12 protein-coding genes are annotated in these 14,665 nt (G+C 71.6%); 4 read left to right on the forward strand and 8 right to left on the reverse strand.

Annotated features, from left to right (window positions below; genetic code table 11):
• Positions 1-20 precede the first annotated feature (20 nt).
• On the reverse strand, positions 21-623 hold the full coding sequence (locus tag HF024_RS14155; RefSeq protein ID WP_168689966.1) for a DUF4232 domain-containing protein: 603 nt from the start codon (positions 621-623) through the stop codon (positions 21-23).
• A 15-nt stretch (positions 624-638) separates the two neighbouring features.
• Complete coding sequence (locus HF024_RS14160; protein WP_168689967.1) at positions 639-2,453, reverse strand: cytochrome c biogenesis protein DipZ; 1,815 nt, start codon at positions 2,451-2,453, stop codon at positions 639-641.
• A 142-nt stretch (positions 2,454-2,595) separates the two neighbouring features.
• On the opposite strand from HF024_RS14160, the gene HF024_RS14165 reads away from it, so the two are divergent.
• The 4 genes from HF024_RS14165 (at position 2,596) to HF024_RS14180 (ending at position 5,140) form a co-directional block, all read left to right on the forward strand.
• Complete coding sequence (locus HF024_RS14165; protein WP_085371023.1) at positions 2,596-3,258, forward strand: fasciclin domain-containing protein; 663 nt, start codon at positions 2,596-2,598, stop codon at positions 3,256-3,258.
• Between the two features lie 109 nt (positions 3,259-3,367).
• Positions 3,368-4,462, forward strand: a complete 1,095-nt coding sequence (locus HF024_RS14170; protein WP_085371024.1) for an ionic transporter y4hA — start codon at positions 3,368-3,370, stop codon at positions 4,460-4,462.
• Positions 4,463-4,486: 24 nt separating this feature from the next.
• Complete coding sequence (locus HF024_RS14175; RefSeq protein ID WP_168689968.1) at positions 4,487-4,900, forward strand: DUF1801 domain-containing protein; 414 nt, start codon at positions 4,487-4,489, stop codon at positions 4,898-4,900.
• Positions 4,901-4,945: 45 nt separating this feature from the next.
• On the forward strand, positions 4,946-5,140 hold the full coding sequence (locus HF024_RS14180; protein WP_168689969.1) for a hypothetical protein: 195 nt from the start codon (positions 4,946-4,948) through the stop codon (positions 5,138-5,140).
• 218 nt (positions 5,141-5,358) lie between these two features.
• On the opposite strand, the gene HF024_RS14185 is transcribed toward HF024_RS14180, so the two are convergent.
• The 6 genes from HF024_RS14185 to HF024_RS14210 are packed head-to-tail and all read right to left on the reverse strand — an operon-like array spanning position 5,359 to position 14,661.
• Positions 5,359-6,171, reverse strand: a complete 813-nt coding sequence (locus HF024_RS14185; RefSeq protein ID WP_168689970.1) for an ABC transporter ATP-binding protein — start codon at positions 6,169-6,171, stop codon at positions 5,359-5,361.
• A complete protein-coding gene (locus HF024_RS14190) occupies positions 6,168-7,118 on the reverse strand; it encodes an ABC transporter ATP-binding protein (RefSeq protein ID WP_168690916.1) in 951 nt (316 codons plus the stop codon). Before HF024_RS14190 ends, HF024_RS14185 begins: the two co-directional genes overlap by 4 nt.
• A gap of 5 nt (positions 7,119-7,123) precedes the next feature.
• A complete protein-coding gene (locus HF024_RS14195; protein WP_168689971.1) occupies positions 7,124-9,904 on the reverse strand; it encodes an FtsX-like permease family protein in 2,781 nt (926 codons plus the stop codon).
• A complete protein-coding gene (locus HF024_RS14200; protein WP_168689972.1) occupies positions 9,901-12,897 on the reverse strand; it encodes an ABC transporter permease in 2,997 nt (998 codons plus the stop codon). Before HF024_RS14200 ends, HF024_RS14195 begins: the two co-directional genes overlap by 4 nt.
• Positions 12,898-12,945: 48 nt before the next feature.
• Positions 12,946-13,860, reverse strand: a complete 915-nt coding sequence (locus HF024_RS14205; RefSeq protein WP_168689973.1) for an aldose 1-epimerase family protein — start codon at positions 13,858-13,860, stop codon at positions 12,946-12,948.
• A gap of 15 nt (positions 13,861-13,875) precedes the next feature.
• Positions 13,876-14,661, reverse strand: coding sequence for a DeoR/GlpR family DNA-binding transcription regulator (locus tag HF024_RS14210; protein WP_168689974.1), 786 nt, complete (start codon positions 14,659-14,661; stop codon positions 13,876-13,878).
• Positions 14,662-14,665: the final 4 nt, after the last annotated feature.

Below are 14,665 nucleotides of genomic sequence, written 5' to 3' on the forward strand. Positions count from 1 at the left end.
ACCACCGACATCCGGGATGTTCAGCCCTGAACGAGCGCGCCGACCGTCAGCAGCGAGATCGTGTCGGACGTGCACGCGGTGACGTCGGCGTCCTTGATGAACAGCGACTCCTTCGATCCGGGCGGGTAGACGCGGAAGCCGTCGGCCGGCTTCGGCTGGCAGTCGGAGGTCGAGTAGTTGAGCGCCTGCGCGATCTTCAGCGGCGCCGTCGCGGTGCCGCCCGGAGCCAGGTTCACCGTCGGGTGCGGCGTGGACCTGTCGAAGTCCGCCGCCTTGCCGAGCTGGGTGCCGTTGCCGTCCCCGACGAAGGAGACCCCCGGCCAGCCCTGCAGCGCGCACGCCGTCGTGCCGGTGTTCGTCAGCACCAGCGTCACCTCGACGCTGCCCGCCGCTCCCCCGCCGCCCTGTCCGATCGAGCCGGTCAGCTTCGCCGTGTCGCACTGGCCGTCCACCGGGACGGTGGTGCTGGATGCGCTCGGCCGCGGCGACGAGGACGACGTGGTGGACGACGACGCCGGCGTCGAACTCGGCGACCCGCTCGGCGTGGAGGCCGAGCATGCGGTCAGCGCGAGCGCGACGCCGGCGACGATCAGGGAGGCTGTGACGATCCTGGAAGAAGTCATGCCCCTATCTGATCATCATCCGAAGGTGAACGAGTATGCCGAAACACCTTTCGGGATGGTCACGATCACATTTCCGGATTTCGCCGTCGCCGATTTCAGCAGCCGATACGAGTCCGGAGTGCCGCTGACGTCGATGGTCTTGGTGACGCCGTCCGCCGTGTAACTGACCGTTCCGCTGCCGGAGAGGACCATGCGCACCTCGGAGGCCTTGTAGTTCAGCCGGATGCGCGCATCCTGTCCCGTCGGCTCGACGAACTGGGTGTTCAGCGACCACGCACCGTCGAGGGCGAACGAGTTGGAGCGCTGCTTCGCCGGGAACGAGAACGACGGGGTGCCGGACGAGTACTTCTCGTCTCCGCCGAAGTTCACGACCTTGGTGGTGCCGAGGTAGGTCTCCGGCGTCGTGCTTCCCGCGACCGGGGTGGTGTCCTTCAGCTCGGTGGCGGCCGGCAGGGTCTCGCCGGGCTTCGCATCCTGGAGCAGCTGGCGGATGAGCTTCTCGGTGGAGGCGTAGTTGCCCTCGCCGAACTGCACGTTGCGCACGACGCCCTTGGCGTCGATCAGGTAATGGGCCGGCCAGTAGCGGTTGCGGTAGTTGGTCCAGGTGCTCAGGTTGTTGTCGATGGCCACCGGGTAGGTGATGCCGAAGCTCTTCGCGCCGGACTCGACGTTGGCGGGCACCTTCTCGAACGCGTACTCGGGCGAGTGGATGCCGATGACGTCGAGCCCCGCATCCCGGTACGCCTTGTCCCAGGCCACCACGTGCGGCACGCTGCGCTGGCAGTTGATGCAGGAGTACGCCCAGAAGTCGACGAGCACGACCTTGCCCTTCAGTTGCGAGAGCGCGATCGGCTTATCGCCCGGGGTGTTGAACCACTGCTGGATGCCCGTGATGTCCGGCGCGATGCCACAGCTCTGCAGCTGGTCGGAGTTGTTCGTGCACTTGGAGAGGTTCTTGTTCTGGTCGTTGACGATGCCGCCGAGGTTGAGCGCCTGCGACACCTGGTCCGAGTTCGAGAACTGGTCCTGCAAGGCGCTGGTGTAGTCGGGGATGAGCCGCTGCAGCGCCTGCGGGAGGTTGAACAGCAGCCCGACGGCGAGGGCCAGCATCAGGACGCCACCGGTGAGCCGGATGCCCTTCTGGTGCTTCCTGAACGACTTCACCCGCTCGGCGACCCTGCGGCCGGCGAGCGCGAAGATGAGCAGCGGGATGGCGGCGCCGATGGCGAACGTGAGGGTGAGGACGATGGTCTCCGGCCCGATCCGGCCCGTCGATCCTGCCACCGTGATGGCGGCGAGCACGGGGCCGGCGCACGGCACGTAGACGGCGCCGAGCGCGATGCCGAGGACGAAGCCGCCACGCTCGGTGCCGACGTTGCGCTGCGGGATCCAGGAGAACGGCTTCTCCAGATACTCCTCGAACTTCGGCACGATCAGGCCGACGCCGATCAGCACGAGCACCACGATGCCCGCGTACCGCAGCACATCCTGGGGCAGGTGCAGCAAGGCCAGGATGAGCGACCCTGCCAGCGTGAAGACACTGAAGCTGACGACGAGGCCGAGGATGACCTGGTACGGCCGCCAGCGGGAGACGGTCTGCACCTTCTCCTTCACCTTCTCCTCGGTGAGCACGGCCTGCGTCGTGCCGGACGAAGATCCGGTCTGCGCCGCCTGTGCTGTCTGCGCCGCCTGGTCCGTCTCCTCCGTCTTCTGGCGCGCACTCTGCGCGCCGCCGGAGAAGAAGATCACGGGCAGGACCGGCAGGATGCATGGCGAGATGCCGGTGATGAGGCCGCCGAGGAAGCCGATGAGAGCGAGGGTGAGGTACATGCCTGGCGTTCGGAACGGAGGGCCCCACGGATTGATCCGGAAGAGATCCGAAGAATCCGCAATCCGATTCCGTGCGTGCCCCGAACCCCCTTCGAAGCCGCTGCTGCGGCTCACCACAGCCCACATAGAAGGAGTAGTTCCCATGCGAGTTCAGAAGCGTCACATGATCGCCGCCCTCGGACTCGCCGCAGTGGCCGCCCTCGGTCTCTCGGCGTGTTCCTCCGGAAGCTCGGGCTCCGGCTCGTCCAGCTCGTCGTCGTCGATGACTTCCGAGTCGCCCAGCGCGACGGCGATGGACCCGGCAGCCGACCTCGTCGGCAGCGGATGCGCCGCATACGCCAAGGCCGTCCCGTCCGGCGCAGGCTCGGTCACCGGCATGGCGCAGGACCCGGTGGCGGTCGCGGCAAGCAACAACCCGCTGCTCACCACCTTGGTCGCCTCGGTCTCCGGCAAGCTCAACCCGGACGTGAACCTGGTCGACACCCTCAACGGTAGCGAGTTCACGGTGTTCGCACCGGTCGACGACGCGTTCAAGAAGATCGACGCCGCCACCATCGACACCCTGAAGACGCCGGCAGGAGCCGACACGCTCAAGAAGATCCTGACCTACCACGTCGTGCCCGGCCAGATCGCCCCTGACAAGATCGACGGCACCCACAAGACCGTCGAGGGCGGCGACGTCACCGTCACCGGCAGCGGCGACGACATCATGGTCAACGGGGCCAAGGTCATCTGCGGTGGAGTCCACACCGCCAACGCCACGGTGTACCTCATCGACACCGTGCTGATGCCGCCGGCCAACTGATCCCCTCCGTCGCCGGCAGCATCGAGAGCGGCCCACCGGTTCATCCGGCGGGCCGCTCTTTTCGTCGTCGCGGCGGGCTGGCCGGGGGTCGGCTGCCATGATGGGAGGCATGAAAGGCTTCACCACGTGGATCATCCGGTTCTGGCCGGTCGTCGTACCGATCCTCGGGGTGATCCTGCTCGTCCTCTGCTGGAACGCCGAGCTCGGCCCCGTGCTGGTCACGCTGGTCGCCCTCGTGCTCGCCGCGACGGTGCTCGCGGCCGTGCAGCACGCCGAGGTCGTGGCGCACAAGGTCGGTGAGCCGTTCGGTTCCCTGGTGCTCGCCGTCGCCGTCACGGTGATCGAGGTCGGGCTGATCGTGACGCTGATGTCGAGCGGCAAGGACGCATCCACGTTGGCCAGGGACACGGTGTTCTCGGCGGTGATGATCACCATGAACGGCATCGTCGGCCTGTCGCTGCTGCTCAGCTCCACCAGGAACACCAGCAGCAAATTCAACGCCCAGGGCAGCGGAGCCGCGCTCGCCACGGTGGTCACGCTCGCGACGCTGACGATGGTGCTCCCCACCTTCACCGAGACGCCGGGCCCGCAGTTCTCGCCCAGCCAGCTCGTCTTCGCTGCGATCGCGTCCGTGGTCGTGTACGCGATGTTCGTCTTCACCCAGACGGTCGCGCACCGCGACTACTTCCTCCCGGTGACCGCCAAAGGCAAACCGCTCGACGAGGACACCCACGCCGAGCGACCGTCCACCCGGACCGCGATGATCAGCCTCGGGCTGCTGTTCCTCGCGCTGGTCGCGGTGGTGGGTCTCGCCAAGCTGGAATCGCCGTCGATCGAGCGCGGCGTCGAAGCCGTCGGCCTCCCGCAGTCGTTCGTCGGCGTCGTCATCGCCCTGCTCGTGCTGCTCCCCGAGGGCATCGCCGCCGCGAAGGCCGCGACACGCAACCGGATGCAGACCAGCATGAACCTGGCGCTCGGCTCGGCCATCGCCAGCATCGGGCTGACGATCCCGTCGATCGCCGTCGCATCCATCTGGCTCACCGGACCGCTGCATCTCGGGCTCGGCGCCAGCCAGATCGTGCTGCTCGCCCTGACGGTCGGGGTGAGCATCCTGACGATCATGCCCGGGCGTGCTGTGCGGCTGCAGGGCGGCATCCACCTGGTGCTGTTCGCGGCGTTCATCTTCCTGTCCATCGCGCCGTGACCCGCGCCGGGGCTAGCCTGAGGCATGGCCCCGGAGTATCGGAAAGACCCGCGCGTCGACGCGTACCTCGACGGGCTGCCCGCCTGGCAGCGTGATATCTTCGCGCAGCTGCGCGACATCATCCACGAGGCGGACCCCGCCATCGAGGAGACCATCAAACGCACCGTCCGGCCGTACTTCGTGCTCGACGGCACCGTGTGCGCGTTCCTCGCGGCGAAAGACCACGTGAATCTGTTCGTCTACGACGGGGGCATCGTGCCGGACCCGCACGGACTCGTCACGGCAGGACACGACAATACGACGGCGCGCACCATCGGATTCGCCGAGGGGCAGCCCATCCGGCGGGAGCCGCTGCTGGCGTTCCTGCGTGCGATCGTCGCGGACAATCGCGCGGGAGGCTGGCGCAGCATCGTGGCACGGGGGCAAGCTGGGTCGTAGGGCGGCGCTCCCCGCGCGGCCACGACGCGAGACGAGGTGGATGCGATGACCGCTGAACGAGAACCGATCGAGTACCCCGACGAGGCCGGATACCCGGACGGCGAAGGCTTCCTCGACGAGGGCACCGCGCATCCGGATGCGGCGGCCGGGACGGACGATGCGCCGTCGCTCGACGGGCTGGCGGCCTTCGCCGACACCGACGAGGAGGACGACGAGCCGGGAGACGGCCCGGACGTGTGACGCCGCGGCGGAGATCGGGGGCCATCCGGTCGGAAACTCCGCCCGAGCGGAGTCGCGCTCGGCGTGGCGGACCGAAAGTCCTCCGTGAGCGAGCCGCCGTGGCGGCGACCACTCCAGCGGAGTTCCTGGCGACACGCCGCGGCAGACTCCGCTCGGACGGAGACTCGGCGGCGAGCCGCGCTCGACTCCGCTCGAACGGAGATTCGGATCGGTTGTGGTCAGGTGCCGGGGGCGGCATCCGGACCGGCAGCGGCGTCCGGTTCGGGGGCCGCGTGACGGCCGCGGCGGCGCTGCGGCGGGAGCGTGCGGCCGTCGTGGAGTTCCAGGACGCGGTCGGCGCGGGCCATCAGCAGCGGGTCGTGCGTGGTGACGACGGCGGCCACGCCGCTGCTGTGCACGAGGTCGACGAGCAGGTCCATCATCGCTGCGCCGGTGACGCTGTCGAGCTGGCCGGTCGGCTCGTCCGCGAACAGGATGCGCGGGCGTGCTGCGAGCGCGCGGGCGATGCCGACGCGCTGCTGCTGGCCGCCCGACAGTTCGGTGGGACGCTGCTTGGCGTGACCGGAGAGGCCGAGCAGGTCGAGCAGTTCGGCGACGCGCGCATCCCGGTCGGCGGGCGCTGTGCCGAGCAGCCGGAGCGGGACCTCCACGTTCTCGGCGGCCGAGAGCACGGGCACGAGGCCGAACGCCTGGAAGACGAAGCCGATGCTCTCCCTTCGCAGTTGCACCAGCTCTGCCTCCGACGCGGTGGTCAGCTCGGTGTCGCCGATCCAGACCCGCCCGGAGGTGGGGGTGTCGAGGCCGCCGAGCACGTTGAGCAGCGTGGTCTTGCCGGAGCCGGAACGGCCCCTGACCACCAGCAGCTCACCGGGATGCACGTCGAGCGACACCTCGGCGAGCGCGGTCACCGTGCCCGCCTCCGTCTCGAACACGCGGCCGACGCCCTCGGCGCGCAGGATGGGTTGCGGGGTGGTGGGCGCGGTGGCGGACGCGTTGATGGGGCTGGTGGCCTGTTCGTCGGCGAGCGTCATGAGTCTCCTCCGGTGGTTTCGGCCGTCTCCGTGTCGTGCGGCCAGACGCCGACGTGGTCGGTCTCGAGCGCGAGGCGGACGCGGTCGCGCATCCCGAGGGTGGTGAGGTACTCCGGCGGCAGCTGGAGGCGTCCGACGCGGTCGAGCACGGCGAACTCCTCCGCCACGGTGTGCTCGTCGCCGCTCTCGCTGATGCCGGTGCGGCGCAGCACCTCGGTGGAGGTGCGCCCATCCCGGATCTGCACCGTGCGGGCGACGTGCTCGGAGACGGCGGGGTCGTGGGTGACGATGAGCGTCGTCACCCCCAGCTCCCTGTTGACGCCGCGCATCGCTTCGAGCACTTCGGCGGAGGTCGCCTCGTCCAGTTCGCCCGTCGGCTCGTCGGCGAGGAGGACGCGCGGGTCGTTGGCGAGGCCGACCGCGATGGCCACCCGCTGCTGCTCGCCTCCGGACATCTCGGTGGGGCGCCTGTCCGCGCAGTGCGACACTTCGAGCAGGTCGAGGAGTTCCTGCGACCGCTCCCTGCGGCCGGGCGTCTTCGCCAGCGACATGGTGAGCGCGATGTTCTCGCGGGCGGTCAGGTACGGCAGCAGGTTGCGGGAGGTCTGCTGCCAGACGAAGCCGACCGTGCGTCTGCGGTAGTCGACGCGCTGGGCGGAGGTCAGGCCGAGCAGGTCGCGGCCCGCCACCGACGCGCTGCCCGCCGTCGGCTTGTCGAGCCCGGAGAGGATGCCGAGCAGCGTCGACTTCCCCGACCCGGATGCGCCGACGATGGCGACCAGGTCGCCGCTGCCGACGCGCAGGTTGAGACCCTGCAGCGCCTGCACCTCCACACCGTCCGCACTGAAGATGCGCACGAGGTCGGAGCAGACGATGCTGGCGTCCTGGTGCACCGCATCCCGCAGCTCCGCATCCCGCTGCTCCGCACCCTGGCGCGTGGTGGTCATGTCGGTCATTCTTCCCCTCCTGCCCGGAGCACGGTCGCCGGTGACCGGCGTCGCGCACCCGCGAGTGCGATGAGTGTTGCCGCGGCGGTGACGACGGCGAAGCCGACCGCCGCTCCGGCGATGAGCACGGGATCGATCACCACGGCCGGCCGCACCGGCCCTCCGGTGAACCCGGTGAGGTCGATCGGAGTCAGCACCACCGCCGGCAGAGCGAGGCCGACCAGGATGCCCGCGATCAGCCCGACCGCGAGCACCGGTCCGAGCTCCCAGCCGAGCAGGCCGGCCGTCTGCCTGCCGGTGAAGCCGATGGTGCGCAGCGTGGCGACCAGCCTGGTCCTGGATGCGGTGTTCATCACCAGGGTCAGCAGCAGCGCGCCGATGCACATCAGGGCGGAGAGCGCGATCGAGACCAGCGCGACCGTCTCGAGCCCGGAGACGAGCGGCGCCTTGCGCAGCACGGACTGCTGCTCGACCGCATCCCCGATGACCGACCCTGGGCCGGCGACGGAGGCGAGGGCGGCGTGGACCGCCGAGGCGTCCGCACCGGGGCGGAGCGCGACGAGCACCGTCGACGGCCGCTGCGTCAGCGTGATCGCGGACGGCAGGCCGGTCTTGTCGATGATCGTCCACTCCGCATCCCGGATGTAGACGCCCGGTGTGAACGAGAACGCCGTGACGCCCAGGTGCACCGTCGTGTCCGTGTACAGGATGGCGCTCGTCACCGGGATCTTCGGGCTCCAGCCGCCGATCACCGCCGCCGTGCGCCCGGGGACGCTCGCCCGCAGCGCCGTGGAGACGCGCGCGCTCTCCGGCACGTTGCCCTCGACGGCCGCCAGCTCTTTCGGGTCGACGAGGTAGCCGCTCAGGTCGCCGCCCTGCGTGCCCGCCCGCACGTCGAGGCCGCCCGCCGAGTAGACGATGGCGGAGTGGGCGACGCCGGGCACCGAGCGCAGGCGGTCGAGCTGGTCGTCGGTGAAGGCCACAGGAGTGGACACGCTGAGGTCCGCACCGACCGCCGCGTGCGCCCCTCCCTCGATCCCGGCGCGCTCCGTGCTCAGCACGGCGGCGGAGAAGACGGTGATGCTCACGCCGGTCACCAGTGCGAACACCGGCCACAGGCCGCCGGCGCGCGACCGGACGGCGGTCGTCGAGCCGATCGCCGCGACGGCTCCCCTGCGCTTGCGTAGCAGGGCGGCCAGCCAGCCGAGCGGAAGCGGGTAGAGCCGCAGCACGAGCACGCAGGCGGCCAAAGCGATCAGGATGGGCGTGACGGCGAGGAGCGGGTCGATGCCGAGCCCGGCATCCTGCGATGGAGCAGCCGTGCCGCGCTGGAACAGCGTCACGACGCCCGCCACCGCCAGCCCGACCGCGAGCACTTCGAGCACCCAGCCCCAGCGCCGCCGCGCCGATCGCTCGCCGCGGAGGTCGTCGCGCGGGCCGAGCGCCCCGGCCGCCACCGCCAGGATGAGCGGTGGCGCGACCGCGCAGCACACGGCCAGAGCCACGGAGAGTCCTGCCGGCCCGCCGCGCGGCGTCAGCAGCAGTGCGGCCACGAGCCCGAGCGCAGCCGCGGGGATCGACACGGCGGCCCCCTCCGCCGCCAGCCCCCAGCGCAGCCGGGACGGGGATGCGCCCCGGGCTGCCATCAGCGCGAGCGCGTCCCTGCGCCTCCCGAGCACGAGCCGCACGCCGAGGACGAGCACGGCCAGCGCGACGCCGAGGGGTCCTGCGGCGAGGATGGCGAACAGGGTCGCCGCCGGCTGCGCCCTCACCGTGTACTCGGCGAGCGAGCGGTCGAGCTGGGTGCTGAACCGGAGCGCCGTCGGCACGCCGCCGATGGTGGCGGTGGGCGTGGTGGCGAGGAACCGGCCGAGGGCGCCGCTGACCGCATCCAGCCCGTCGACGCTGAAGGCCGATGGCTCGACGGGGAACCAGCCCTCTGTGACCGTGCCGGGAAGGGAACGCGCAACGGTCGGCCAGGAGTCTGCGGCCACCCAGACGACGCCGCTGTACTTCTTGCCGGCGTCGCCCAGGTCGGCGAAGCTGCCGGACGCCCGGACGGTGTCGAGATTCCAGAAGTCGGCTGCGGGGTCGCGCGGGGTGACGGTGCCGACCAGGGTCAGGCGCGATTCGCCGAGGATCCGGGTCTGGCCGATGGTCCAGCCGACGAGCTTCGCCGTCGCGGTGGTCATCACCACCTGCGCGTTGACAGGAGGGCCCGTCTCCGTGACGACGATCCCCGTCTGCTGGGCGGCCGGGTCCGGCACCGGTTGCATGGGCGCGGTGGACAGGGTGGCGACCGTCGCCTTGTCCGGCCAGGCGCCGGCATCCAGGGTCGCGACGCTGCGCAGCTGCTGGTATGCCTCGACGGTCGCGAAGTAGTGGCCGTCGGAGGAGGCTCCGGCCGGCGGGGTGGTCGGCAGCTCCTCGGACGCCGCCGAGTACTGGCCCTTCTCCGTCACCTGGCGCAGCGGGGCCGTCATGCCCCTGCGCACAGCGTCGAGTGCTCCCGGCATGGCCTTCCAGGCCGCTCCCGGATCGTCGACGATGATGCCGCCCGGCTGGCCCATGCCCGACTTGACGACTGTCACCAGGTCGCGGTTGACCGGCTGCGCCTGGTCGAGCCCGTACTGCAGGTCGCTGGTGAGGAGGGTGTTCGCGAAGCGCGGCCAGGCGGTCAGCGCCGTGGTCGCGACGAGCACGACGACGCCGAGCATGATCAGCCCGCCCCGGAAGGCGGAGGCGGCACGCACCGCCAGGCCCACGCTGCCGAGGGAGGAAGTCATCGCGTCTCCTCCCGGTACGTCGTGTCCAGTACCTGCCTGCGCACCGCTCGGCCGTATGCCCACAGCACCACCGCGACCGCGGCGCCGAGCAGCACGAGCGCGCCGAGCAGCGCGGGAAGGTCGACGGCACCGCGCACCGACAGGGTCGGCGGGGCGGTGACGACGGAGAGCCTGGCGAGCGCGTTCCCGGCCAGCAGGAACACGGCGACACCGCCCGCGAGCCCGAACACGGCTGCGGCCGCAACGATCCCGGCCAGCTCGATCCGCCGGCTGCGGGCCTGCTGCCGCGAGCTCATCCCGACCGCGCGCAGCACGGCGACCTCCGCGCGGCGCCCGCGGAGCAGAGCGGCGATGGTGGCGCCGATGGCCACGATGGCCAGCAGCGCGCATCCGGCCGTCCCGAGCCAGAGGCTCACGATGGCGCTCGACATGAACCGGGAGACGAAGTCGCCGGAGGCGTCGGCCACGACGGCATCCGGACCCGCCAGGCGCTGGGCGGCGGCGGCAACGGCGTCCGGGGAGTCCGTGGCCAGCCAGACCGTGCCGAGTCGTGGAGGAGCAGGCTGGGCGCGGAGGGCGGCGTCGCTGAGCGCGCGCTGGTCGACCAGCACCGCCACTGGATCGCTCGTGCCGGGAACGGCGGCGACGACGGCGGCGATCGTGCCCCGCGCCGACACCCAGGCCGCGTCGAGGTCGATCGTGTCGCCGACGGCGAGCGAATCCTGCTGGACGGCGCTGGCCGTGACCGCGACCGGCAGCTTCCCTGTCGTCGGCGGCATGACGCGCACCAGGCCGTCCGCGCCGCGCACACCGTCTACGCGCTTCCAGGAGGCGATGTCGATGGTGTCCGAGCCGGCAGCGACCGAGCGGATGCGCGGCGTGGCGGCCGTCGCGCCCGTCGAGGCGGACACGTCCTGGGTCGCGGCCGGTCGCGCATCCACCGCGGCGAGCGTCCACCGTCCACCGTCCGGCACGGTGGCGCTGAACCGGCCGGAGGCGCCGGGCGCGGCGACGAGCGGCGCGAGCGCTCCCCGCACATCCACCACCCAGAACGTGACAGCGGCGGTGGATGCGGTCTGCGCGGTGAGCGTCTTCGCCCCCGCCGGGAGCTCCGGCCCCGGAAGGCGGGTCGCATCGGTCAGCTTCCTGCGCACGTCGCCCGTGTCGAGCATGTACCCGCCGACCCTGGTCAGCTGCGGCAGCCGTCCCGCATCGAGCGCGACCAGCGTGACGGTGCCCTGACCGAGCCCCGCGTCGGTGACCAGCCCCGGCGACGCGGCCGTCACGGAAGGGACGCCCGCCAGCGCATCCACGTCCGGCAGGTCTTCCGGCCCGCGGACGACACCGGCGAGCCCGGAGTCGACGCGCACGTCGGCGCCGGTGACGAGCCTGGAAGAGTCGCGGAGGAACCCGGACCAGGTGCCGACGTATCCGGCGGAGAACGTGGCAGCGCCGACCGTCAGCACGATGAGCGCGACCGGGGCGGCGAACAGCGCGAGCCCCCGCCCCACCTGCCGGGCGGGCAGCACGCCGGAGAGGCCCCGGCCGCGCGCGGCGACGCCCTCGACGGCCGCAGCCGACGGACCGAACAGCACCAGACCGAGCACCGCGATCGCGCACAGCACGGCGGCGGGAGCGATGACGCCGATCGGGTCCACCCGGCCGTCCGCAGAAACCGGGGAGCCGAACGCCACGAACCGCCACAGCGTGAGTCCGGCGGCGGCGAACGCGAGCACGCCGACCCCGATGGATGCTGTCGTCCTCGCCCGTCCTGCCTCCAGGGCTCCCGGCGTCCCGCTCGCCGCGCGCGCGGACCCCGCGGTCACCACGGCCGAGCAGGCGACGGCCGCCGCCAGCACCAGCAGCGGGGGCGCGACCAGTTCGAGCACCCCGCCGACGCCGCCGACCGCGCCTCCGACCATCCCGAGCAGCACGGCCTGCGCCGCCCCGAAGCCGAGCACGGCGCCCACGAGTCCCACCAGCGCGGCCTCGACGGAGCCGGCGCCGACGAGTTCGCCGACGGTCGCGCCCCTCGCACGCAGCACGCGCGTCTCGGCCAGCCGCGACCGGGCGAGCAGCTGCGCGAGCAGGATGAGCGCGACGACGGAGCACACCGCCAGCACCGACAGCGGAACAGGGACGACCGCGGCGAGCGCGCCCACCGACTGCCGCATCGCCGTCACGGTGGCGAGCGCGTCGCCCTGCGTGGAGAACGGAGAGGAGGATGCCGTCGAGCTCTCGGTGAGCGCATCCGTGACCGTGCGGAAACCGGACTGCAGGCGCGGGAGCTGCGCGGCGGTGGTGGCGCGCGCATCCGGTGCCACCGCCCACTGCACGGACTCGGAATCGGACAGGGTGCGGAGCGCGTCGGGGGTGAGGATGGCCCGGCCGTCCGTGCCGCCCGACCCCGGGGTGAGGCCGAGCCACGCGGGCGCGGACGGAGAGACGGGACGCCAGACGCCTGAGACGGTGAAGGTGCGCGTGCCGGTGTCGCCCGTGGTGCTGAGCGTCGACCCGGCGCGGACGCCGATGGTCTTCGCCAGCTCGGCGTCGACGGCGATCTGCTTCGCCCCGGTCGGCCAGGCGCCGGCGGTGAGCCTGGCTCGTGCGAGGAGGTCGTCGTCTGCGGCGAGCGCGAGCATCGACCTGTCGCCGGTGAGCGGCACGGCGGCCACGTACGCCGAACGGTCGACCGTGACCGATGCACCGGAGAAGTGCGTGGCGACGATGGACCGCACGGTCGCATCCTGCTCGTCGGCGTCGGAGCTCAGCGTCCCCTGCTCCGCCTGCGCCACCGACACGGCCGGACCGGCCTCGATGCTCTGCCGCACCGCGACCGTCGGCGACCGCACGGCCAGACCGACCATCGTGCTCGCCAGCAGGGTGACCACCAGCACGGTGAGGGCGGTGGCGGCCAGCACCCCGGCCTGCGCGCGCGAACGCTGCACCCAGAACGCACGGATGCGTCCCTCACTCCCCCCGGATGCACGCATTGCACAAAACTATCGCGCGCGAACGCAAAAGATCAGCGTCAGCCGCCGTCAGAAGCCGTCGTGTCGGATGCCCCACACGGCCGACCAGCTCTCGCCCGGTTCCAGCCAGCGCAGCCCGCGACCGGTGTTCAGGGCGTTCGCCGGGGCCGTCATCGGTTCGACGGCGAGAGCGACGTCGCCCGTCGGCTTGGTCGCCAGCGTGCGCGACGTGTAGAGCTGCAGGTAGCCGAACGACGGGTCCGCCCAGAGCACGACCCTGCGTCCGTCCGGCGCGGAGACCGTGTGGGCGACCTCGCCGTCGATCACCGGCAGGTCGGCGAAGCCGTCGTCGAGGTCGAGCTCCCCGACCAGACGCCCATCGCTCAGGTCGAACGGCGTGCCGGCCACGGGCGACTCCCCCACCAGGTTGAGCCGGTCATCCACGTCGAGGTGCGTGCGCGCGCCGACGGTCAGCGTGAGGTCTGCGGTCGGCACGTCGCCGACCCGAAGATACGGATGCGCGCCGATCGCCACGGGGGCACGTCCGCTCCCGAGGTTCTCGATGGTGTGCGTGACGGTGAGGCCGCCCGGCCCGACCTCGTGCCGCACGGTCGTGGCGAGCTGGAACGGGTAGCCCAGCTCGGGGAAGATCGCGGCCGACTGGGTCACCGACGACGCCGTGCGCTCGACCAGGTCGTACGGCCGGTAGCGCAGCAGCCCGTGGATGGCGTTCCCGCGCGCCGGCTCCGTCACGGCGAGCCGCTGCGTCTTGCCGTCGAACTCCCAGGCCGCATCCTTCACCCGGTTGGGCCACGGCACCAGCACGATCCCGCATCCGGACGGCGGTGTCGCCTCCACCGGGAACGGCTCGGTCAGGTCGACGCCCCCGAGTCGCAGCGTCCGGAGCCCTGCCGCCACCTGCGTGACGGTGGCGGTGAGGTCGCCGGAGACGATGTCGTACTGGGTTCCTGTCGGCGGGTGCATACGGTCAGCGTATTGTCACGCCACCACCACCGCGAGCCCCGCCGCCCGCAGGGCTGCAACCTCCGCCTCCGGAGCGCTCTCGCCGGTGATCAGCTCGCTCACCTCGCCGAGGTCGGCGATTCGGCCGAGGTGGGTGCGGCCGAGCTTCGAGCCGTCCGCGACGACGACCGCCCGGCCCGCCGCTCCGACCATCACGCGTTTCAAGTCCGCCTCCGGCAGGTTCACGTTGGTGATGCCGCCCTGGGGATGCACGCCCGTGCAGCCGATGAAGGCCAGGTCGGCGTGCATCCGGTCGAGGAGGGTGGAGGCGAGCGGTTCGACCAGGGAGTGCTGCAACGGCCGCAGCGTCCCACCGGTGACGACCACCTGGAAGCGCGGGATGGCGCTCTCCAGCGAGAGCGCGATGGTGAGGCCGTTGGTGATGACCGTCACGTCGTCGAGGTCGTCGCGCGCGGCGAGGGCTGCGGCGATGGCCGCCGTGGTCGTCCCGACGTCGAGGAGGACGCTGCTGCCGGAGACCACCATCGCCGCGGCTGCTGCGGCGATGCGGCGCTTCTCGTCCGCCGAGGTCTCGAGGGCCTCCTCGAAGCTGGCCTCGCGCATCCCCGGCGTGCGGAGGACGGCGCCCCCGTGCACGCGCCGGATGCTCTGCTGCTCGTCGAGCTGATCGAGGTCGCTGCGCACGGTGACGTCGGAGACCTGGAACGCTTCGCTCAGGTCGCCGACGCGGACGAAGCCGGTCCGCCCGATGAGTTCGAGCATCCGTTCGCGGCGGAGGGCGGCGGGCAGCGGTTCGGCCATGCTG

Source organism: Leifsonia sp. PS1209 (assembly GCF_012317045.1).
GTDB lineage: Bacteria > Actinomycetota > Actinomycetes > Actinomycetales > Microbacteriaceae > Leifsonia.

Coding starts and splice junctions, on each gene's coding strand:
- HF024_RS14155 (WP_168689966.1), bottom strand. CDS start 623: ATGACTTCTTCCAGGATCGTCACAGCCTCCCTGATCGTCGCCGGCGTC.
- HF024_RS14160 (WP_168689967.1), bottom strand. CDS start 2,453: ATGTACCTCACCCTCGCTCTCATCGGCTTCCTCGGCGGCCTCATCACC.
- HF024_RS14165 (WP_085371023.1), top strand. CDS start 2,596: ATGCGAGTTCAGAAGCGTCACATGATCGCCGCCCTCGGACTCGCCGCA.
- HF024_RS14170 (WP_085371024.1), top strand. CDS start 3,368: ATGAAAGGCTTCACCACGTGGATCATCCGGTTCTGGCCGGTCGTCGTA.
- HF024_RS14175 (WP_168689968.1), top strand. CDS start 4,487: ATGGCCCCGGAGTATCGGAAAGACCCGCGCGTCGACGCGTACCTCGAC.
- HF024_RS14180 (WP_168689969.1), top strand. CDS start 4,946: ATGACCGCTGAACGAGAACCGATCGAGTACCCCGACGAGGCCGGATAC.
- HF024_RS14185 (WP_168689970.1), bottom strand. CDS start 6,171: ATGACGCTCGCCGACGAACAGGCCACCAGCCCCATCAACGCGTCCGCC.
- HF024_RS14190 (WP_168690916.1), bottom strand. CDS start 7,118: ATGACCACCACGCGCCAGGGTGCGGAGCAGCGGGATGCGGAGCTGCGG.
- HF024_RS14195 (WP_168689971.1), bottom strand. CDS start 9,904: ATGACTTCCTCCCTCGGCAGCGTGGGCCTGGCGGTGCGTGCCGCCTCC.
- HF024_RS14200 (WP_168689972.1), bottom strand. CDS start 12,897: ATGCGTGCATCCGGGGGGAGTGAGGGACGCATCCGTGCGTTCTGGGTG.
- HF024_RS14205 (WP_168689973.1), bottom strand. CDS start 13,860: ATGCACCCGCCGACAGGAACCCAGTACGACATCGTCTCCGGCGACCTC.
- HF024_RS14210 (WP_168689974.1), bottom strand. CDS start 14,661: ATGGCCGAACCGCTGCCCGCCGCCCTCCGCCGCGAACGGATGCTCGAA.